The organism is Deltaproteobacteria bacterium, from assembly GCA_016213065.1.
Lineage (GTDB): Bacteria > UBA10199 > UBA10199 > SPLOWO2-01-44-7 > SPLOWO2-01-44-7 > JACRBV01.
Genome location: JACRBV010000127.1, coordinates 1 through 20672, shown reverse-complemented (window position 1 = coordinate 20672; position 20672 = coordinate 1). Strand labels below are relative to the sequence as shown.

The 20672-nt window shown below is 47.0% G+C and carries 17 protein-coding genes; 6 read left to right on the top strand and 11 right to left on the bottom strand.

Annotated features, from left to right (window positions below):
* Positions 1 to 133: 133 nt before the first annotated feature.
* The 11 genes from HY877_07525 to tadA form a co-directional block, all read right to left on the bottom strand.
* Positions 134 to 676: a PilN domain-containing protein gene (locus HY877_07525; GenBank protein MBI5300121.1), complete on the bottom strand. Its 543-nt coding sequence runs from the start codon at positions 674 to 676 to the stop codon at positions 134 to 136.
* 6 nt (positions 677 to 682) lie between these two features.
* Positions 683 to 1627, bottom strand: a complete 945-nt coding sequence (gene pilM / locus HY877_07520; protein ID MBI5300120.1) for a pilus assembly protein PilM — start codon at positions 1625 to 1627, stop codon at positions 683 to 685.
* The gene (locus HY877_07515; protein ID MBI5300119.1) at positions 1624 to 2346 is read right to left on the bottom strand and encodes a tetratricopeptide repeat protein; all 723 of its coding nucleotides are present in this window, start codon (positions 2344 to 2346) and stop codon (positions 1624 to 1626) included. Before HY877_07515 ends, pilM begins: the two co-directional genes overlap by 4 nt.
* Positions 2330 to 3157, bottom strand: coding sequence for an AAA family ATPase (locus HY877_07510; protein MBI5300118.1), 828 nt, complete (start codon positions 3155 to 3157; stop codon positions 2330 to 2332). The genes HY877_07515 and HY877_07510 overlap by 17 nt, the downstream gene beginning before the upstream one ends.
* Before the next feature lie 31 nt (positions 3158 to 3188).
* Positions 3189 to 3899, bottom strand: a complete 711-nt coding sequence (locus HY877_07505; GenBank protein ID MBI5300117.1) for a hypothetical protein — start codon at positions 3897 to 3899, stop codon at positions 3189 to 3191.
* A complete protein-coding gene (locus HY877_07500; GenBank protein ID MBI5300116.1) occupies positions 3883 to 4380 on the bottom strand; it encodes a type II secretion system protein in 498 nt (165 codons plus the stop codon). Before HY877_07500 ends, HY877_07505 begins: the two co-directional genes overlap by 17 nt.
* A complete protein-coding gene (locus HY877_07495; protein MBI5300115.1) occupies positions 4380 to 4793 on the bottom strand; it encodes a prepilin-type N-terminal cleavage/methylation domain-containing protein in 414 nt (137 codons plus the stop codon). Before HY877_07495 ends, HY877_07500 begins: the two co-directional genes overlap by 1 nt.
* Positions 4794 to 4808: 15 nt before the next feature.
* Positions 4809 to 5216: a hypothetical protein gene (locus HY877_07490; protein ID MBI5300114.1), complete on the bottom strand. Its 408-nt coding sequence runs from the start codon at positions 5214 to 5216 to the stop codon at positions 4809 to 4811.
* 201 nt (positions 5217 to 5417) lie between these two features.
* A complete protein-coding gene (locus HY877_07485) occupies positions 5418 to 5837 on the bottom strand; it encodes a type II secretion system protein (protein MBI5300113.1) in 420 nt (139 codons plus the stop codon).
* A 91-nt stretch (positions 5838 to 5928) separates the two neighbouring features.
* Positions 5929 to 7146 carry a type II secretion system F family protein gene (locus tag HY877_07480; protein MBI5300112.1) on the bottom strand — a complete coding sequence of 406 codons (1218 nt, stop codon included), beginning with the start codon at positions 7144 to 7146 and terminating at the stop codon, positions 5929 to 5931.
* Positions 7146 to 8837, bottom strand: coding sequence for a Flp pilus assembly complex ATPase component TadA (tadA, locus tag HY877_07475; protein ID MBI5300111.1), 1692 nt, complete (start codon positions 8835 to 8837; stop codon positions 7146 to 7148). The genes HY877_07480 and tadA overlap by 1 nt, the downstream gene beginning before the upstream one ends.
* A gap of 320 nt (positions 8838 to 9157) precedes the next feature.
* On the opposite strand from tadA, the gene HY877_07470 reads away from it, so the two are divergent.
* The 6 genes from HY877_07470 to HY877_07445 all read left to right on the top strand — a co-directional run.
* The gene (locus HY877_07470) at positions 9158 to 10741 is read left to right on the top strand and encodes a choice-of-anchor D domain-containing protein (protein ID MBI5300110.1); all 1584 of its coding nucleotides are present in this window, start codon (positions 9158 to 9160) and stop codon (positions 10739 to 10741) included.
* Positions 10738 to 12684, top strand: a complete 1947-nt coding sequence (locus tag HY877_07465; GenBank protein MBI5300109.1) for a hypothetical protein — start codon at positions 10738 to 10740, stop codon at positions 12682 to 12684. The genes HY877_07470 and HY877_07465 overlap by 4 nt, the downstream gene beginning before the upstream one ends.
* A 71-nt stretch (positions 12685 to 12755) precedes the next feature.
* Positions 12756 to 14582 (top strand): thrombospondin type 3 repeat-containing protein, encoded by a 1827-nt coding sequence (locus tag HY877_07460; GenBank protein ID MBI5300108.1) that lies wholly within the window; start codon positions 12756 to 12758, stop codon positions 14580 to 14582.
* Between the two features lies 1 nt (position 14583).
* Entirely contained in the window at positions 14584 to 16206 is a 1623-nt protein-coding gene (locus tag HY877_07455; protein MBI5300107.1) for a hypothetical protein, read from the top strand.
* Positions 16193 to 17449, top strand: a complete 1257-nt coding sequence (locus tag HY877_07450) for a hypothetical protein (protein MBI5300106.1) — start codon at positions 16193 to 16195, stop codon at positions 17447 to 17449. The genes HY877_07455 and HY877_07450 overlap by 14 nt, the downstream gene beginning before the upstream one ends.
* On the top strand, positions 17446 to 20672 hold a 3227-nt coding region (locus tag HY877_07445; protein ID MBI5300105.1), incomplete at its 3' end, for a VCBS repeat-containing protein. The genes HY877_07450 and HY877_07445, both read left to right, overlap by 4 nt.

Sequence of the window (20672 nt, the reverse complement as noted above, 5' to 3'; positions counted from 1 at the left end):
GCCTGCCAAATCCCTGAGACGCTTCCCGTTTTGGAAAATAAAACACACGAAGAAACATCACAAAGAGGGCAATGATGAGCAAAAAGCCCAACAATTGTTCTCGCGGATTCGCTTTTTCTTTGAGATCCATTATCTACCTTTTTAAGCCGGTACTGATATCACAACTGACACTAAAATTAAACAATCCATTCTCTTCTTTTGAAGAGGTCAAAACAACTTTTTCGAATTGGGGAATTTTTTCCAGTGCTGTCAAAAAAAGAGCCAAGGATTGTGGTTTTCTAGCCAGTCCGTTGAGCAGTAGCCCCTTCTTGGAGGGGCTGTCTTCCTTGTCGGCACTTTTGAAACTAACGAGCCAGACATTGGATGGAAGAGAAGCGGAGATTCCCTGAAAAAGTTGGGACCATGAGGGTTCTTTTTTGAGAAGGGTATGAACGGTGATGAAAGCCTGATTTCCCTGAATGATCTCTTCCTGTTGCAGGAGCGCCTCGCGTTGTTGCTTTAGTTTTGTAATATCGGCGGAGAGATGCGAGACATTGCTTTTAGCCCGAATTGATCCGAACAGAGCGGCCAAAAACAAAAGAAGACAGATTGCAAAGGCAACACCAAAGCTCATCAGCAAGGTGCCATAAGTAACTTGAAGACTTTCTTCTTCGATAAAATTAATTCGATGTATCATTTGTTTTTACGGTTTTAAAAAAGCCAAACCGAGAGCTGGTCCGAAAAGATATGGTTTTTCCAGACCCAGCTTAAATCCTTTTGTTCCTTCCAACCCCGCCAATGGGTTCAACACCTCCGTAAAAATGCCCAAATTTTTTGTCAGAAAATCGGGCAGTTTTTCAATGCCGGCTCCTCCCCCCGCCAAAAATATTTTTTTGATTTTTTCGACCTGATAGGCAATGGAAAAAGCATCAACGGCATGCTGAATTTCAACCGCAAGTTTTGTGGCGTAGTCTTCAGACGTTTCTCCCATCTGTTCCAGCGCAACACCGGAAAGGAAACGCACAAAATGGAGTTTCCCGTTTCCGATAGCCAAAAAATAGGCGCGTTTTCTGCCCACATCCACGCAGGCGGTCCATTCATGTTCGGCGGAAGGGCAGGTTTTTTCAACCGCGAAGGCCAGTGAGACGGGAGTCGGTTCCAGAAAAAAAGGTTTCAAACCGGCTTTCTGTAAAAGAATTGTCTGATGTTGAATGGCGCTTCTTTTGATGGCGTAACCCAGAAGTGTCAGACGCACCATTTCGGGCGTGGTTGTTTCCTCCAAAAGAGAATAACGGACGAGGTAATCATCCATCGAGCCTTCGGCGATATCACGCATTTGCCAGCGCACAGCTTCCTGCAGATCATCAGGCGGCATGCGCGGCAGTTCCAGTCTGCGAATGGCCAGCCCCTCTTCCTGAAACGAAACGGCAGTGGGGGTTCCCGTTAAACCCTTTTTCAAAACATAATCTTTGAGTACTGCGGAGGCTTCTTTTTCATCGGAGGGGAGGGGAAGATAATCGAGATAACAAATTTTGCGATGGCCGGAACTCAGCGTTTGGAGTTTGAGCCATTTCAAATCTTCGAGGCCCCAGTCAAGGCCGATGGTGTCCTGTCTTTGAAATTTTTTTAAAAAAGGGATCGGTATCATTGGATTTTAAACCGCGTGATTTTTTCTTCGATCTTTTTTCTGAATCCCTCTTCCAAATTAGGAGAAAGTTGTAGAAAAGTTTTGTATTGATCCGCGGCTTCTTTAAGACTTCCTTCCTGCTCCAAAACGAGGGCGAGATTGAAATGAGGGTCCGCATAATTTGGGGCGAGGCTGATTGCTTTTTGAAATTCCGATTTGGCCGATGTACGAACCCCGTCTTCCAACAGAAGCACACCCAAATTATTGGATGCCTCCGGATATTCCTTCCTTAAAGCTAATGCCTGATGATAAGCCTGATACGCTTCTTCTTTTTTCCCCATTTTTTTAAGGACAAATCCCAGATTGTTGTAGACTTCGGAGTCCGTTGGTAAAAGCAATGTGAGTTTTTGCCAAATTATTTGCGCTTCTTCCAGTTTGTTGTCGTGGGCCAAGGTTGTCGCTTTTTCTTTGAGAAAGTTTGGATCAGAAGAGTCTCCTTTTTTTCCTTCTGCGGTAATGGGAGTGGGTGCGGTTTGCGCGGTCACAGAAGATTTTTTAAAAAAACGGAGGTAAGCAAGAAACCCCGCACTGATTAGAAGTAGCGCAAGGAGAATCAGAATTCTCTTTTGAGCATTCGCGCGGTTTTCCTGAAGTATCGGATTCGGAAGTTTCAACGGTGCATCGGGATTTTTTTGTTGGTCTTTTTCTGCTTTTTTCAGCGCGTCAAATATGAGCGACATAGGGAATATCTCCTTTAATCTCGGAAAAGGCCTCACTCACAATCGATTTTGTGATGATGCGGGAATTTTTCAAATAGGCGGTGACAAGACTAAAATCGCAGAGAGTGTTGATGAGACGGGGTACCCCTTTTGAAAAATTGTGAACAAACTGTACCGCCGATTTTTCAAACGCGACGGAAGATTTCGGCCCTGCTTTTTGAATGCGGAAAGTGATATAGCGTTCGGTTTGATCCAAGTCGAGAGGGGTCAGTTTGCAATGCATTTGGATGCGTTGTCGCAACTGCCGGAGGTCCGTACGAGCCAGTTTTTCTTCGAGCTCCGATTGTCCCACAAGAATGATTTGAAGAAGTTTGGTAGTCTCTGTTTCGAGATTTGATAAAAGTCTTGTCATTTCAAGGGCTTCCAGAGACAGATTTTGGGCTTCGTCGATAATAACGAGCGCATTTCTTCCCTGATCGGCGCATTCCAAAACAAATTGATTTAAACAGTCGATCTGTTCCTTGAAGGAATTCCGTTTCAATTCTCTTCCAAAATCCCGATTGATTGTTTTGAGAAGTTCGAGGCGTGAGAGTTGCGGGTTGAGAATCAAACTGGTTGCGACAGAATGGTTGATCTCGTTAAGAAGTGCCCGAATGCTGACTGTTTTTCCGGTGCCCACCTCTCCGGTAAGCAAAAGAAAACCTTTTCGCTCATGAATGCCGTAGCGAAGAATCTGCAAAACCCCTTCATGAACCGGAGAAAGAAAAAGATAGCGAGTATCGGGGGTGACGTTGAACGGTTTTTCTTCAAATCCAAAAAATTCGCGATACATGGGAGGACCATAGCATGGAGAAATGGGACAATCAATCTTCCAATGGTCCAAAGGTGGTAGTTTTGGTGCTGTTGTCCGTGAAAGTCCACGTCATCGTCACTGTTTTTTCTTCCATCTCACTGTTCCATTCAATCCGGTTGATGACGTTGTTGTTTCCCGTGGTTGCCGTGAAGTCCGCGGTGTCCAGAAGAGTCCCCGAAGGGCTTCCTGACGGGTTGTCGTAAACCGTGCTGGATTCAATTTTGATTTTTTTCAGTTTCTCGCCGCCGTTGGTAACCCAATCAAACTGCATTTTGTCGATGGTGATCGAAACCAGACAAATTTTGCGAAAGGTGATTTGGGAAACGGATTTTTCATGGTCTTGCATGTTGTAGTTGCTCGTATCGATAACGGTGCAGTCGGCCTGTGTGGGGCTGTCAACTCTGTAAACACGCACCGCGTTTCCCACAGTTCCCGTGACGGTAAGAGTTCTCCCGGATTGGCCGATCGTGAAAGAGCCGTTTCCAAAATTGATGCCCGGGGGGTTGACAACGGGACTGGCCGCTTCATAGATTTTGCGAACTCCGTATTCAATACCGGCCTGCGTGACATAAAATGCCTGAGTGGAAGTGAGATGATTCGTTCGCCCTTCCGAACCGCCGGCCACCAGATAGGCAATCACGACGCCCATGGCCACAAGGCTTAGGAGCGTAAACAAAGCGGCCAGAGTTGAGATCCCTTTTTTGCTATCTGAAATTTTCATACATGTAGTTTCGAATAAATATGTCTGTTCTTAAATTTAATGGCGTTGTTTGGTTTGGCGGAAGTGTTGATAATTGAATGCGGACACGGCGAACCTGATTTCCCGCCGTGGTTGTTGCGCCCGTATCCTTGAATCCGGTGAAGGTAACTGCCGTAACATTGTTTAGAAGCGGGTCTGTGCTGCGATAAAGTGTTCCGTTCGCAAAGTTAAAGTTGGTGGTGTTGCTGTCGGAGTCAACATAAGTGATTCTGTCCGACTGGATATTCTGAATATTGGTGGGGTTCGTATCTCCAACCAGAGTCAATTCGCGAATCATGCGCTCCATGGCGTAGCGGGTTGTTTGCAGATTGTTGCTCCTGTTGAGGATATGGGAATAGGAATCAAGTCCCTGTCGGAGGACAATACTACTGACGGCAAAAAGAATTCCAATGACCACAATGGTCAATATGACTTCAACAAGTGTAAATCCTTTTTGGCGCATCAGAATTCTCCCCATTGTGTCAGTAGCGTATCGAAAGTAATTGTAGGACCTCCGGTGATGGAGACGCCCACCGTTACTCTCTTATATCCGGTTCCGCTTTGAGGTGTTATCAGATCCGTGCTCCTCACCTCTTGAATGGTAATCGTACGGGTATAAGCGGGATAGCCCTCCGCAGTCAGATTTTCCGTAGCCGGATAATTGGCTGTAACAATGTAAGGGTAGAGTTTGTATTTTTTATCGTGAACAATCTGCTCCAGCTTTTCCTCTGCCAACAATGTGGCGATGAGAGTCTGTTCCATTTCATCTGAGTTTGCGATATTGCGCTGGTAGAGAGTTAATACACCCACAATGCCACCGGCCAAAATGGTCAGTGTCAGAATTGCCTCAATCAATGTAAATCCTCTTTGTTTCATAAAGATCATTGTCTCTTATTGTCTCTGCACCAAACCGGTATTGTTGGTAATCAGCAAATTGGCGGTTGTGGTGCCGTCCGTGATGTTGACTGTTTGGCCTCCCCCCAAAACCGGTTTCCCGATTGTGTTAAATTCCACCTGAAGATTGTTCAAAATGTTTACGTTCTTAAAATTATCGGAGAAGGTGTAGACGAACGCCTGTTTGGTGAGAGGGTTTGTAACGGGTGTCGCAGTACTTCCCTTATAAATAGTATAACTTCCGCTTGCGACAAAGTTGATACCACAGTTTGTGCTGGTTGTTTGAGCAAGTTCTTGTGTGTAGTGAATATCTTCCGTTACTTTGCTAACAGCTGTTTCCAGATTGAAACGTTGAAAGCTGTCTTTGGGAATGAGGGTCACGACGAAGAGGCCAAGCACGAGCATTACAATAACAATCTCAATGTAAGTAAAGCCTCTGATACAAACCGCCTCCTTTCAAAAAATCAAATACCTGCGCATCTCTACAATAAGAAAGAAGCTGTCATCCTGAGCGAAGTGAAGGATCTCCTTTGCATCAACTTGAGATCCCTCGCCTGCGGCTCAGAATGACAGGCTATCCGTCGATTACTACGCTCTGTCGTAAACTTATGGAGCGGTCGGACTCGTAAAGGCGCCGGTAGCTGGGGTATACGTGTACGTGTAAGTTGTGGTGCCATCATCGTAGATATATATCGTTGTACTTGCACCTTTTGTCCAGTTCCCGTCGGCAATGCCCTGACTCAAGACGTTGTTGTAAAACAAATTGCCGGCCCCTGCCGTTGATGTCGCCGCGGCCGCGTCCAGCAATGCGGGATAATTTCCCGGAGCGCCATTCACGACCAAGTCGTTTGCTCTATAAAGAGCAATTCCTGACCGAACCGCACCCACAACTCCATCTCGCGAAGCTTGCCTTGCCTGCGTGCTCACGTTGATAAACGAAGGCAATGCCGCAATCGCCAGAATCCCCAAGATGGAAATCACGAGGACCAATTCGATCAGCGTAAAACCTTTTTGCTTCTTTAACATATTCTCCCCCCTTTTTAGTTTCAGATTATTTGCTCCGTAAATGATTTTAAGTCTTTGTGAAAGTTCTGTCTAGAACTAAGCTTTACCCACCTTAAGAATGCATGACTGCGCCGGATAAATTCCAGATGGGTAAAAAGATAGCCAGCGCGAAAAGGGCCACCATGCCGAAAATAAGGACAAGGAGTAGTGGTTCCAGCAATGTTGTGAGGTTTTTAATCATGTGGTGGATTTCGATATCGTAATGTTCTCCGAGGCTGTGAAGCATGTCATCCAGCGATCCTGTTTTTTCCCCGATGGCCGTTGCCTCAATGAGCATGGGTGTAAACGAAGTAGCGCCTCTCATTGATTCGGAAATGCTTTGTCCCTTTTCGATTTGTGCCCGGATAAGACGCATGTCTTTGGCCATCACTTCGTTGTCAATTACCTTCTCAACCAATCCCAGACTTTTGGTAATGGAAAGACCGCTTTGATAAAGGGCGGCCAGAATATAGGCGAAACGGCTATTGGCTATTTTTTGGCTGAGACTGCCAAAGACAGGCATATTCCATCGAAATTTGTCGATCCGGAATTTTCCGCGCGGAGTTTGGTAATAGCGGTGCAGGGTGAGATAGATGCCGATTCCTATCAGCGCGACAATCCAACCATAGTAGCGAAGAATATGACTCATGCCCAGAAGGATGCGGGTCGGGAGTGGAAGCGTCGCCTTATAGTGGGCATAAAATTTTGCAAATTCAGGAATGACCCAAACCAGCATGACCGAAATGGCGATGGTTAAGACGAAGATCACTATTTTGGGATAAAGCATGGCCGATTTGACTCCCGCCCTGATTTCAACTTCCTTTTGAAGCAGTTCCGCCAAATTTTTCAAAACCATTTCCAAAATTCCCGCTTCTTCGCCTGCCTGCAACATGCTGATGTAGAGGTCATTAAAAATTTTTGGGTGTTTGGCAAAGGCTTTGGCCAGTGTGGAGCCTTGAGAAATATCGGTTTGAATTCGTTGCAGAGTTTCCTGCAATGTTTTATTTTTTGTTTGTCTCGAGAGCGTGCCCAGAAGAGATTCCATGCTCATGCCGGCCTTGAAGAGCGTGTAGAATTGGCGTGTCATCAAAACAATTTCTTCATCTTTTACTTTTTTGAGAAAATGGAATTGCGGGATCCACTCGCTTTTTCTTTGAACCAGTTTAACCGAGAGTGGAATTAATCCCTGCTCTGACAGAACCCCTTTGATAATTTCCGAGGCCAGACCTTCCAGATAACCGGTAACAAGGATTCCTCTTTGATCGCGGGCGCGGTAGGCAAACAACGGCATCAATCCTCCTGTGTTACACGCAATACCTCTTCTAATGTGGTGATTCCTTGTTCCACCTTGCTGAAACCATCCTTGCGCATGTCAACAAAACCCATGGCCCGCAATTGCTTTTCAATTTCCGTATCGTTGGCGCGATTGTAAATCAATTGGCGGATGCTGTCATCAACAGGAGCCATTTCAAAAATTCCGATGCGTCCGCTGTACCCCGAGAGATGGCAATTTTTGCAACCCTTCCCGCGGAAGGCTTTCTTGACGAGTTTTGCGTAGGGTCCCAGTTTTGATGTGTCAATCTGAATCGGTTCGCGGCATTCCTTGCAAATTTTTCGCACAAGTCTTTGGGCCAAAACTCCTTGCAGGGCTGTGCTGAGCAGAAAGGGTTCGACTCCCAAATCCAGCAGGCGTGAAATCGCACCGGCGGCGGTGTTGGTATGCAGGGTTGATAAAACAAGATGTCCCGTGATGGCGGCTCGCACGGCAATGCTTGCTGTTTCAGCATCCCGGATTTCTCCAATCATGATGACATCGGGATCTTGCCTCAACACAGAACGCAGAATACTCGCAAAAGTCAGGCCCGCTTTTGGGTTGACGGAAATTTGCGCGATGCCTTCAATCTCACTTTCAATCGGGTCTTCAATCGAGATGATGTTGCTTTCGGGAGAATTGATGCGGGCCAAGGCGGCGTAGAGCGTTGCGGATTTTCCGGCTCCGGTGGGTCCGGTGGCCAAAAAGATGCCATGACTTTTGTTGATGATGTCGGAGAACAGTTTGCGTTGTTCCGTGGAAAATCCCAAATCATCAATATCACGAAGCGATTCTTTCGATAGAAGTCTAAGCACAACTTTCTCTCCATATTGCGTGGGGCAGGTGGAGATACGCAAATCCAACGTGCGTCCCACAAGTCGCATGCGCACTCTTCCATCCTGCGGAACTCTGTGTTCCGCAATATCGAGCCCCGCCATGATTTTAATGCGGGAGACCACAGCCAGATGCATGTTTTTAGAAAGCAAACTTTTTTCCATGAGAATGCCGTCAATGCGATAACGAATGCGGCTCTTGTCTTTGAAAGGTTCCACGTGAATGTCACTGGCTCTTTCACTCCACGCCTTGCTGATAAGTTCATTGACAACGGAAATGACTTTGGGACCCGAAGCGATCTCCTGAATTTTTTTGTATTCCATTTCTCCCAAACCGGTGCCTTCCGTAATCGTTTCAATAATGGCGCTGTGTTTGGATTCGTCTCCGTCGTGTTCGGTGACATAGGCGCTTTCAATCGCCTGCTGTATTTCACGGGGGCTCGCGAGAAAGGGAACAACCTCTTCATGGAATGACATTTTGAGATCATCCAGTGCAAAAGTATTGAGTGGATTGGCCATGGCCACTTCTATTTTGTTGTTGTTGCGTTGGAGTGGAATCACCATGTGGCGTTTGGCAACCGTGGGTGAAATTTCCCTCAAAATTTGCGGATCGAATTTTTTATCTTTGAGAGAGATGAAAGGAATTTTGAGATGTCTGCTCAAAAATTCCAACAATTGTGTTTCATTGATAAATCCTTTTTTGATGAGAATGTTTCCAAGGTCTTCCCCCAAATTCTCCTGACTGACCTTCGCAACGGCCAACTGTTCCTTGCTGACCAATCCTTCATGGATCAAATCCTTGGAAAAATGACTGATGGAAGGAAGGGGTAAAGACACGGGATCATTTTATAATAAGCAAACATTGTTTGCACCACTTCTGCTACACATGCATTACAACCGATACACTTTGCGACACACATCCACTTTCACTTTTTCATCCAACCGTATGATTTTTAACACGATATGACTTTTCTCGCACATGGCATGAAGATTGCTTTGATAAATTTAAAAAAATCAAAAAATTATAAACTTTTTTTTACTTCGATAATCCTATTGAGGGTGGAATTTCAACCTACAAAGTAAAAACGGAAGAAGACATCAAACACACATTAAATAACCATTTACAGGTTGTTTTATTTTTATATAAAGTCCGGTGCGTGAAAATAGTGGCGTTGACATTATTTCTGTTTTTTCTGGTTTCAGACCGTGCTCTTGCTTTTTCCGCTCCCCAGTCTTTACAAATACAACCGGCTGTTTCTTTGCCTCGCGCGATTCATCATGGATTGCTTCTGACGTTCGATCCCATTGTCACGCCAAGTTTGATTTCTTTCAAAGCGGAAGTCAGTCCAGACAACGGGACCACCTGGTTTTTATTTCAGGATTCCATTCGTCCTTATGACAATCGTTCCATTATTCTTCCCTATCGAAGCGCGCATTATGGTTTTGCAACCGGAAAAAATTATCGCATTCGGCTTTGTGCCAATTATGGTTCGGAAATACAATGCAGTATCTCTAGCACATTCCGGTTGCCTTCCCTATCTTCCCAAGATTCTCTTGATGAAGACGATGATATTTTGACGAACATTCAGGAATATAATTATGGAACAGATCCCAGAAATCCCGATAGTGACAACGACCAGATGGCTGACCCGTTTGAAGTGGCCAGAAATCTGGACCCCAATTTATCACAAATGCCCACTTTGTCTGTTGATGTGACGTCTCTTAATTTTGGAGCGGGCGATGCGTATGGAACTCAACCGGGACAACATAAACTTTTTACAATTACAAATCGCGGCAGAAGAGTTTTGCGCATTTCGAACGGTCTTTGGTCCGGCAATAATCCAACCCAGTTTCGTCACTTTAATAAAATGCTGGAAGTAGTGGAGGTACCTCCAAATCAGAGTCGCACCATTGCGGTCGATTTTTTGCCACAAGCAATGGGCCCTGCGAATGCAAAACTCGATATTTTGTCGGATGACATTGCCCATTTTCCATCTTCCATTTCTGCAAGTGGGGTTGGGGTCGGGATGGCCCACTTAAAAGTGGAAAGCGATCCACACCTGAACTTTTCATCGACGGTAGTTGGGGCAGACAGTTCCCCAAAAACGATTGTTGTTTCCAATCCGGACAGCGATCGCAGGCTAACCGTTTCAGCTTTTACACGACAGACACTCAATTTTCTTGTGCTCCCCGGTCGATTTATCCTTCCCCCGGGAAAAAGTCGGACGGTGCAGGTGATTTTTTCTCCCGAATGGACCGGAAGCTATGAGGGATTGTTGGAAGTGCGCGGTGGGAATGCGGCCGACCAAAATCTTTTTCAGGTTCCCCTGCTGGCAGAGGCCTTAGGAGCTCCTTCCAAGATGCGTCTTGCCGCAACGGCCATTAATTTTAGCACGGAAAATATCGGGACAGAAAGTAAACGGGAGTTAGTGATTTTTAATGATGGGAGTGGTGCACTTTTTATCAAAAAGATCGACTTTGGAAGTGATGGGAGCAGTAGTACAGATGGTTTTTCACTTTCTTCCGATCATCTTATCATTCCACCGAATGGATCAAATCGCATCACGATTTTCTTTAAACCGACTGTTGCAAAAAATTATGCATCGCAACTTTGCTTTGTGACGAATGATTCTACGCAGGTCTCTTCTTTGCGGGCCTGTTCGGTCGTCCGTAGTGTTGGTCCGGGAGTTGTTTTTCCCAATGCGTCACATGGAATTATTTTGAGCGGGGTGGGACAATGAAAAAACTTTTATTTATCATTCTGGTGTTGTCGCCACAAATGGCAAAGGCAGATTGGCCGCCAATGTGTCCCACAGCCAATTGTGTGGAAAGATTGGTAACGGTTGACAATGACGACTTCGATGGTTCCCTTCGCGATGTGATCAAGCATGCCTGTCAGGATACTGGTGACGACGCCATTCAGTTTGGATTTTCAACAACGATTTCATTGAAGAGCCCTATTGTCATTTCCGCTGGTTGCAACGGAAAGATTTTTATTTTTGGAAGGGGTGGTGGGCGCAATGCACTTTCCGGAAAAAATATTCCCATGCAGGTAAGCGACACGCAAAACTGCCTCCTGCGCGTGGAAAGTTCGGGCAACACACTTTCGCGTCTGAACATCGTTAATTATGCCAATCCGAATCGGGATGAAAGAATTGCCAAATCGGCAATAGCTATTTGTCTTTTTGGAAATGGCAACACGGTTACCGATTCGACTTTTGGCGTACTGGATGCCGGGAATTTGGCCGAGGGAAATGACGTCGGTCTTTTTGTCGGCAGTGATCAAAACACGATTACCAACAATCACTTCAGCCAAAACAAACTGGACGGCGTTCAGGTGACGGGGAACCGCAATACCCTTCTTGGAAATTTTTTGGGAATCCCTTTGGAAAACTGTGATTATCAGACGGAGCAACAGGCATTAACCCGTGAATCAGACGGAAAAAAGGAATCCGGCCTCACTGCATTGCCTTCCACCGAGCCTTCCGTCGTTCCTTCCGCTTCGCCCGACGCGGCACCCTCTTCGTCACCGGCATCGGTTCCAATTGGAGGTTGTCAACTGATCCTCCCCAAGGCCGCTATGGCGGACAGCCCTTGTCCCAAGGTCAGCAACTGGCGATTTGGCATTCATCTTTTTGGAGATGCACATGATAATGTGATTGGTTCTCTGAATTCCAAGGAACGAAACACCATTCAGTATCAGGGCAAATCGGGAATTCGGCTTTCCGGATCGTCAAACAGCATTCACAATCTTTTGTCTCCCAATATTTTCAATCTCAACAAGGAATTGGGGATTGATCTGGGACCGGATGGTGTGACCGAGAACGATTTCGGCGATACTGATGAAGGTCCCAACACATTGTTAAACAGTCCTGAGTTGTCATTGGTGCAAGTCCGCAACCGTTATTCCAAACCGGCCGACTGGCGTATCGTTCTATACGGAAAAGGCCAAGGTGGAACGTTTGTCGATCTCTACATCGCTGATTCCGGAGAAACGGATGGACTTGCCGACGGTCTTTCATTTTTGCAACGGATTTCGATTTCATCCGATGAAGAAAATTTTTCCGTCGAGTTGAAAGAACCCGTGACGTTAGGCACGCCGCTTGTGGCCGTGGCTGTCGATCCAAGCCAGAACACGAGTGAATTTTCTCCCAAGCTTCTTGTGGAACTGGACTCGGATATGGATGGACTACCTGACCGCATTGAAGATGCAAATCACAATGGAATTGTGGATCCGGGCGAGAGTGATCCTTTCAATGCCGATACGGATGGAGATGGCCTTCCCGATGGTCTTGAAGATCCCAATCACAATGGTAAGCGCGATGCAAACGAGACAGCGGCCTATCTTGCCGACACCGATGGTGACGGAATCGAAGACTTTGTCGAAACACATGGAGAGGGACGATACAACCCTGAAAAGGAAGACACGAATCCACTTCTGCCCGACACAGATTGCGACGGTTTGCTCGATGGAGAAGAAGATACCAATCACAACGGTATTATCGAATTAAGTTTGGGTGAAACATTTCCCCAGATTGCCGATAGCGATGGAGATGGTGTTTCCGACGGGCCTTTGGAACATTGTTTGAAAGAGGTTCCCGTGGACAATTGTTCCCTTATTCCAAACCTCGATCAAACAGACACGGATAGAGATGGAATAGGAGACGCGTGTGATTGGAATTAGGAGAATGAAGTCAAGACCCGGCTTTGCCGGGTCGCGAAGCAAACTCGGAGAGTTTGCGGAGTACAAATAATATGCCGATACCCTTGATTTATTTGGTTGGACTTGGATTGACGCTGGCGGCATGTGCCAACAAAAAGCCCGAAGAAAAAAATGAATGTTGGGAAGATACGCCTGAAGGAAGAAAACCGTGCAAACGGGAAGCTATTCCGGGTCCAAACCCTCCTATGGATACTGACGGCGACGGTGTTCCCGACGACAGAGATCAATGTCCCAACGAAGCTCACATCGGCTCGTCAGACGGCTGTGCCCCGAAAATTGCTGTGATTGATCCCGAAAATCCGTCTCTTTTTTGTGACGGCGATAATGACGGTGATGGGATAAAAAATTGCGAAGATCAGTGTCCTGACATTGCAGGTATCGCGGAAGCCAAGGGATGTACCGATCTATCCTATCCTTTAAACAAAGATTATTTTCATCTTGTGGCAGAACAATCTTCTGCTTTTCAACAAATAGATACCTCTCGCCCTTGCACTCATTTTTATCCTTTAACAAATCACACGGGAACTCTTTTGTGGTCGAACGGACACAGTCTCAAAGTGCGCACAACAACACAGGCAACGGATACGGTGATTCTTTCAGTCTCGCAGTTGGAACCCGATATCGATTTGTGTCCGTTGCGCAAAGCAGTTGCCATCGATAGTCGGGGAAGAAATGTGGTGTTGTGGCAGCAGGGCTCTGCAGGTGAATTGTCTACGCTTTTCTTTCAGCGCTTTGAAGCAAATGGAACTCCCATCGGAGATAAAATCACCGTTGATTCTTTTCCAATGCCCAATTTGGGACCGAGAGGGGATGTCAAGATTGCAAGTCTTGCCATCAAACAAAATGATGATGCCGTTGTTGCTTGGGTCAATCGGGATAAGGTGATGTTGCGTGAGTTTCCGGTTACCGGAGCGGATAGGCCAAACCAGTTGGTTAATGTTCGTTCCATTTACAATCCGCGCAGTGTCAATCCCGATATTGCTCTGGATTCTTATGGAAACATGGCAGTGGTTTGGCAGGAAGGGACCGATGAGACCGGTAAAATTGGAAATGCCATTTATGAAGCAAACCGTACCGATCCCAACAGTCGATTTGTCGGATCGATTTCTTCACAGGGAGAAAATCCTTCCGTGGCTATTGCCGGAGGATTGATTGCCTACAGCTGGGAAGAACAAGGGATTCGTTTTCAAATGCAGGAAAAAAGTGCAACTCTTTATTATGTTGATAAATGGAGCGCGCCCTTGACCATCGAAGACAGCACCACAGCACTTCATCCTTCTGTAGTGTTGGACCTTTCCGGACGATTGACCCTAAGTTGGCTCAATGTACGAGCAGATTCCAATGCCTATCAATTGGAGCTCAAAGATTTTGCAAACTATCAATGGGTTGCCGTGCAATCCCCCGTTTCTTCTCTGACGATTGATGGAGCAGTGGCGGCAGGTTGGGCTCCCTTGATTTCGACACGAGGCCTGCAGTCGTCGCTGGCTCTTTTTTATCCCAGTCCGGATACGGCAACATGGCAAATCCCCTTTTTCGACTGGATGGGAAGTCAATCTCCCGTGCCGGGACCGGCACTCGAATTGGAACCCACTTTGATTACGATCGGTTCGGGTCCTGCTGTTTTGAATTGGCGTAATGTTGGTTCAGAGCTACTTACATTTACTTGGAGTCTGAGTGGCGGATTTTTTATTCAGCGTGACACGGCACGCTTGTCTCAAGGAAATGAAACGCTGGAATCCGCCACGGGTAAAGCCAACATGATGGTAAGTGACGGTACATCCTACACGGGCAATCTCACCTTGCGAACAAATGACCCGGCACATTCTGTTGTGACCGTTACTATTCAGAGAGGACGTTAATATGGGAAATGCTAACACCCTGCAACCAACCAGTACGGTGCTTTGGCAAGCACAGTATGATCTGTCACGTTCGGAACTTATGCTTTCCGATGAAAACGGAGAGCAATTCACCTATTACACTCATGGTATCCACGCACGCAAAGTTTATCCTCATGAAAATTGGAGATCATTTTATTTGGGTGCCGGTACCCATTTTTCCCATGCGGATCACGGTGCCTTGGGTTCATTTCGCGCCTTGGCCAACTTGGAGGGTGGTGTTCGTCTCTTTATTCCTCTACCCGTGTTAAGAATGTTCACACTTGAAGCGGGGGTTGCGGCGGGTCTCGGGTGGTCGGAACTTAATTTCGGTGGAGGAGATATTCCTCAAGGAGGATTGGATGCCCGCATGGGAGGAATGGCCATGCTTTCTTTTGAACGCGAAGGATATCGACTCGGTTTGCAAGTATTTAAGGGCGGATCGCCCGTCAGAGACTATTGGGAGCAGGGTTTGGGAGTTGCTTTTTCGGTGCCGCTTGGAAGTATTGTGGAGGCACCCCCACCCCCATGTCCTCCAAAAGACGAGTGCATGGAAGGATTGGCGGGATTGGAGAAAAAAGTTGGAAATGCGTTGGCGAGTTACAATGCCGTTGTCGGTGAAGGCAATACTCTCAACGCGGAGGTCGAAAATCTAAAAAAAAGAAATGCACAACTTCGCCAGCAACAATGGACAAGGAAAATATCACAGGAATCTAAAGGCTATAGTTGTCCAAAGATATCGCCTGAAGAACATCCTCAATTAGTTCCATGGCCTAAACAGCTACCTGTCCTCCCCGTTTTTGACAATTGCGCAAGCTACACGGCCAAGCTGAAACAATATCTGGAAGATATCCGCGCATGGGTAAAAACAGCGGCGACAACAACACTTGCCAGCCTGAAAACGTCCCTCCAAAAACTCAAAGAGGAAGATGAGGCACTTGAGGCATGGAACTCCCTCGAATGTAAGCTTCCCCCTGGAGCCGAAAAACTAACGGCTGAAATACGCTTTAATAATGATGATCCTGATCTGCGGTTATCTACCCAAAAAGACGTTGGAGAACCTAAAGGGTTCGCCGAACCTGTGCTGGATGAATGGATCCGTTTTTTGCGACAGAATAATTCCAGAAACATCCTCTACAAGATTCTCATTGATGGTTATGCCAGCGAAATTTATAAAAAGGGTGTGGCCCATCAAAGCGAAGACGATATGATAAATCTGGCACAGGCTCGCGCCAGACATGCTTATGAATATCTCACCCGCCGTGGGTCAAATGGAGGTTTTTATTGTTACGGCGGAGACTACAAAAATGAGGACAAACGAAAAGTAAAAATTGGGCAATGTAGTAAAGACGAGAAAAAAATAAATATCGGTGGACCTTTTGTGGCCATGCCGGCCCTTGGACCCATCGAATCGCAGTGGGTGGAAAGCTATGGGGGACATGGCAGTGATGACCTCATGATGTTGGCGGGAAATGCTGTTGAGACCAGCGATCCGCGCTATCGGATGGTCAGAATTACCCTGTTGAAAAGAAAAACAGACGTCAAAGGAAAAGACACATGGATCGAAGTAGATCTCGCAAAGACAGGAGCGGCTGATGTCCTTCGATGAAATTACAGGCTGGAACATAGGAAGCAGGGCGGCTTTGCCCCGTCTTCGGTTTGGTAATGACGCGGAATGGGGTTTGTCTGCCGGTTTTGAACAATCTCCCAATTCCAATCTTTCACTGGATTTTGGGCTGACCTTGGAAGGGGTTTTGCAAAAATTCTATCTTGCCGGACCTTCAGCACGCTTGAGGCTCCATTCTTCAGGATTTTTGAAATTCATGGACCTTGCCCTGACGGGACGCGGGGTTTTGGGAGTTCAGAAAAATGATTGGGCGGCTAGGGTCGGGATGGGTTTTGAGGCGGGGATTGGCATCCCTATCGGTGCGCGCCAATCTTTAAGATTTTTTGCCGGTCTTGAAGGCCGTTTTTTTATCACGGGACATCAGGCCGACTGGGCCTTTGTTGCGGGATTGTCTTTATACAATCTCTTTGCGGAAAAAGTGCCGCCACCCCTGCCATTACCTCTTTCTCCGGTGTCGTCAAAGCCGCCGGAACCGACTGTTTCCGTTATGAAACCGGTTCCTCCAAAAATGCCGGAAGAAAAAAAGAAAACCGAACCGGAAAAACCCAAAGCATCGGAAGAAACGGTAATCGTGGTGTCAAGCGAATCCAAAGAAACGGAAGAAGAAAAAAAGACAAAAAAAGAACAAAAGATAAAAGAATTGAAGGAACAATCCCTGCGCGCGGAGATGACCGGAGATTTTGAGAAGGCCCATGAAATCGAAAAACAAATTATCGAACTGAATCCCGATGCCGATCATTCACGCAGGTTCTACTTTGCCCTGATGAAAGTATATGAGGAAATTGGAAACATTCCTCGGGAACAGTATAACGACCTTGTCAACAAAGAGCTTGCACCAATGGCCAGCCAAGGCCGCCTCAGGGATGTTGCAAAAGCGCTTAGTCTTTTTTTGGAGAGCATCGGTGAGGGATTTTCCGACAATCCTGAACGATGGCACGTCAACATCCTGATTGTTTTCAAAACAGCCTTCGACATTTTTTATGACGAAGAGATTCAGACGCGGCAAAATCTCGATCGCGCTGAATTTTCAAAAAAATTTCAAGAAAGGCTGGGGGTAAAAAATGGAGGAAAGAAAAAGGAAAAACTTGCGCGCCAGCCCGGCGTCGTAGATGGGCTGGTTCTTTTTCTGAGAATCTATCAAAAGATGGAAAATCCTCCAGTATCGCTGGAGGATGACGCCTTTGACGATTTCGACGTCAGCGTCAAAAAGGTTTTGAAAAGATGAGAAAAATTTTTCTTTCCATTTTTGTTCTGGTTTTAGCTTTGCCCTCCCTATCTCGCGCGGATGAACCCAAGGCGATGGAGATTGGCCCATCTGCTCCTCCCGTAGAAGGAGCCGGCGATTCGGGTGCAAATGAAACGTCTCAGAATGATTATTTCACGGGGGCGGCCACCCACCGGATTGAGATTGAAGTACCAGAGGGTCGAGCGGGTCTGACACCCAAACTTGTTTTAGAATACAACAGTCATCGGCGGGACGCGGCAAGTCTTTTTGGTTTTGGCTGGGATATGAATCCCGGATACATCGAGCGCAGTACCCAGAACAACATTGATTATAACGGAAGGGATTTTGTTTTCTCTGCCGAGGGACAGCGCCGTCCATTGGTTTACTCGAATCGTTTGGCACCCAACAACTGCGAGGAATATAATGCCAAGGTCGAGACGGGCGATTTCATCCGTTACTTTTATTGCGGCGGTCCCACCGGCAATCATTGGATTGCCTACGACAAACAGGGCGTGCGCTACACTTATGGAAGCGTGGAAACGGCCCGCCTGCAGGATAACTTCGTTTCGCCAAGAATTTTTCGCTGGTACCTTGAAGAAATCCGCGATCTGAACGGCAACATCATTCAATTTAATTACATTAGGAGACTTCGCATCGGAGCTTACGGTGAAGTCACTCTGGAATCCATTTTTTACACAAAGCATGAAAACAGCAGTGGTGCCATTGATGCCGCCGCCCAATTTCAGATCCGGTTTGATTATGTCGGCGGTGGAACCTCTCCCTCTCTATCTCTATATCGCCCCGTTTCGTTTTCGATGGCAACGGGTCGGCATCTGGAAAAAATCCGCGTTGAAGACCAAAATCAAATCGTTCGCACCTATGAATTTGTTTATGACGACATTTCCAACACCCTTGCTCCCATTCTGAAGGCCATTAACGTAACAGCATCAAAGGGTTCAGAGACCATCCAACTTCCCCAAAAAACTTTTAACTATTCCAATCTCGGAACGCGGTCCGATCCTTGGGGAACACAGATGCAGACGACGATTGCCCTGACCGGTGATGATCTGAGCCTCTATGATGAAACGCACGGGTTCTTTGACATGAACGGAGACGGTTATCTGGACCGTGTGGTGGGCCGCCCGGGAAACCACAAATTCAGTGTTTATTACGGCTCTCCAAACGGTCCACAAAATGTTGCAACCGATTGGACAGACAAATGGGATCAATCGCCTCTGGACGGCGCCGTTGTCGCAGACGATAGTTATTTTGGGTTTCACGCCCGCATCATGGACATGAACGGTGATATGCTTCCGGACCGCGTGTATATCGGAAAAGATATTCCCATGCGTGACGGGAGTTCCGTTTCCGGTTTTATTATTTCTATCAATACCGGTTCCGAATGGAAGTGGGCCAAAATATGGGCGGACCCGTTTTGCAGTCCCTCCTACCCTGATCGGGATTTCTTTTGCGGCTACATGGATTCTTCTTCCCTCATGCTTCAAGACGTGACGGGAGATGGCCTCCCGGACCGCATTCGATGGGAGGACCAAGTTCTCCATGTCTACAAAAATCTTGGGGACCGTTTTTCGGATCAGGTTGAGGACTGGACGGATCCCATCCCTCTTCAATACCGCGGAAAAATTTTTTCAAGGGACATGAATGGCGACGGCCTGCCGGACCGCGTATGGGCTGATAATTTTTATGGCGTTGGCTACGGATTCTACATCTACCTCAACAACGGCCATGGCTGGGATACGGCGGGTTATTTTATGCCGGATCCCAACGGGGATTCTGCGATGGGAGAGACGGCAGACCTCATTGACATCAACCGCGACGGGCTTGCTGACCGTGTTGTGGGAAACCCTTCCGCCAAGACAATCCGGGTTTATTGGAACCGGGGATGGAAATTCGAAACCGCCAATTTTTTGGAAGCGCGGGACCCGGCGTGGGCCAATCTTTCGGGCATCATCAATTACAACGGTTTTTATCCGGGATTTATGGATATGGATGGGGACGGCTATCTGGACCGGATTGTGCCCTCCGGTGGCGGCGGCCTCAGCATGGCTTCCTTCCGTCCCGATAAAGGCTCCGGTCTTTATCTGCTTCGCGAAATGTCCAACGGGCTCGGTGTGAATACAAAAATCGAATACACACCCGCCTCGCATTTTATCAATGCTCTTTTGTCTTTGCCCTTGCACGTGATTACCAAACAGACCGTAGAGGAGGGAAGCGAAACAAAAACAACCGACATCCGCTACGCCGGCGGTTATTTTTATCCTGATTATTTTAATCCCGCAGGAAGAGCTTTCAACGGTTTCAATTTTGTGGAGATTCGAGACCCTCTCGGCAACATCGAACACCGCTGGTATTATCAAGCGTGGGACGGCGGGTTCATCGGCAAACTTCTAGTTGTTCCGGAGCATATGCCAACGGATCTCTCTTCTCCTCTCCCCGCGCAGGAGGTGTCTCCCGATTACCACGCCACAAACTCGACACCGTGGGATGAAATTTCTCTCTCCGGTCGGATTTATCGCCAAAATTTTTATTTTGAGCCGCGGGATGGAAGAGGCATTTCCAAACACCATGAAATCAGTCGGAACTGGCAGTTAACCTTCCCGGATGACATTCAAAATCCCCGCCGTTATGTTTTTCTGCTGGAGGAAGTGCGAAGCGATTATGAGGGGGTTGGGGGAAGGATTACCAAAAAGAATTGGGACTATGACAGCCTCACGGGAAACAAGACTTTGGAAAGTGATGACGGGGAGGTGGGTGTGGATACCCCTCATAAGATGGTGTTTGAAAATTTTCAGACCCTTTCCCTTCCGGGATTTGGCACTTTGACCACCTCGCGGGCGCAAACTGTCACGGCAAAAGAGGGGGGGAGCATTCTGCGTAACCGGATCACAAAAGTTTTTGATCCGAAGGGAAATCTCAGCTCACAGACCGAACTGCTGATAGACGGCGCGGCTCAAAAGAATTTGACGACTTCTTTTACCTATGACTCCTATGGAAATGTTCTCACCCGCACCAATCCCTTAAACCGCACCACGACGTATACCTATGAAACCGTTTATAATATGTATCCCCAAACGGAGACCGTCACCGTCTCCGGAAAGCAGTTTATTACGCGACGGAGCTTCGACGGAACGTTTGGAAAGATAATCTACCTTGACCCTCCCGACAGACGGATACAGAATTTTTTCTATGATCCTATTGGACG

Bases quoted from the DNA above. Each gene is read 5' to 3' on its own strand.
- HY877_07515 (MBI5300119.1), bottom strand. From the start codon at position 2,346: ATGTCGCTCATATTTGACGCGCTGAAAAAAGCAGAAAAAGACCAACAA.
- HY877_07465 (MBI5300109.1), top strand. From the start codon at position 10,738: ATGAAAAAACTTTTATTTATCATTCTGGTGTTGTCGCCACAAATGGCA.
- HY877_07500 (MBI5300116.1), bottom strand. From the start codon at position 4,380: ATGCGCCAAAAAGGATTTACACTTGTTGAAGTCATATTGACCATTGTG.
- HY877_07455 (MBI5300107.1), top strand. From the start codon at position 14,584: ATGGGAAATGCTAACACCCTGCAACCAACCAGTACGGTGCTTTGGCAA.
- pilM (MBI5300120.1), bottom strand. From the start codon at position 1,627: ATGATACCGATCCCTTTTTTAAAAAAATTTCAAAGACAGGACACCATC.
- HY877_07460 (MBI5300108.1), top strand. From the start codon at position 12,756: ATGCCGATACCCTTGATTTATTTGGTTGGACTTGGATTGACGCTGGCG.
- HY877_07450 (MBI5300106.1), top strand. From the start codon at position 16,193: ATGTCCTTCGATGAAATTACAGGCTGGAACATAGGAAGCAGGGCGGCT.
- HY877_07490 (MBI5300114.1), bottom strand. From the start codon at position 5,216: ATGCTCGTGCTTGGCCTCTTCGTCGTGACCCTCATTCCCAAAGACAGC.
- HY877_07485 (MBI5300113.1), bottom strand. From the start codon at position 5,837: ATGTTAAAGAAGCAAAAAGGTTTTACGCTGATCGAATTGGTCCTCGTG.
- HY877_07495 (MBI5300115.1), bottom strand. From the start codon at position 4,793: ATGAAACAAAGAGGATTTACATTGATTGAGGCAATTCTGACACTGACC.
- HY877_07505 (MBI5300117.1), bottom strand. From the start codon at position 3,899: ATGAAAATTTCAGATAGCAAAAAAGGGATCTCAACTCTGGCCGCTTTG.
- HY877_07480 (MBI5300112.1), bottom strand. From the start codon at position 7,146: ATGCCGTTGTTTGCCTACCGCGCCCGCGATCAAAGAGGAATCCTTGTT.
- HY877_07525 (MBI5300121.1), bottom strand. From the start codon at position 676: ATGATACATCGAATTAATTTTATCGAAGAAGAAAGTCTTCAAGTTACT.
- HY877_07510 (MBI5300118.1), bottom strand. From the start codon at position 3,157: ATGTATCGCGAATTTTTTGGATTTGAAGAAAAACCGTTCAACGTCACC.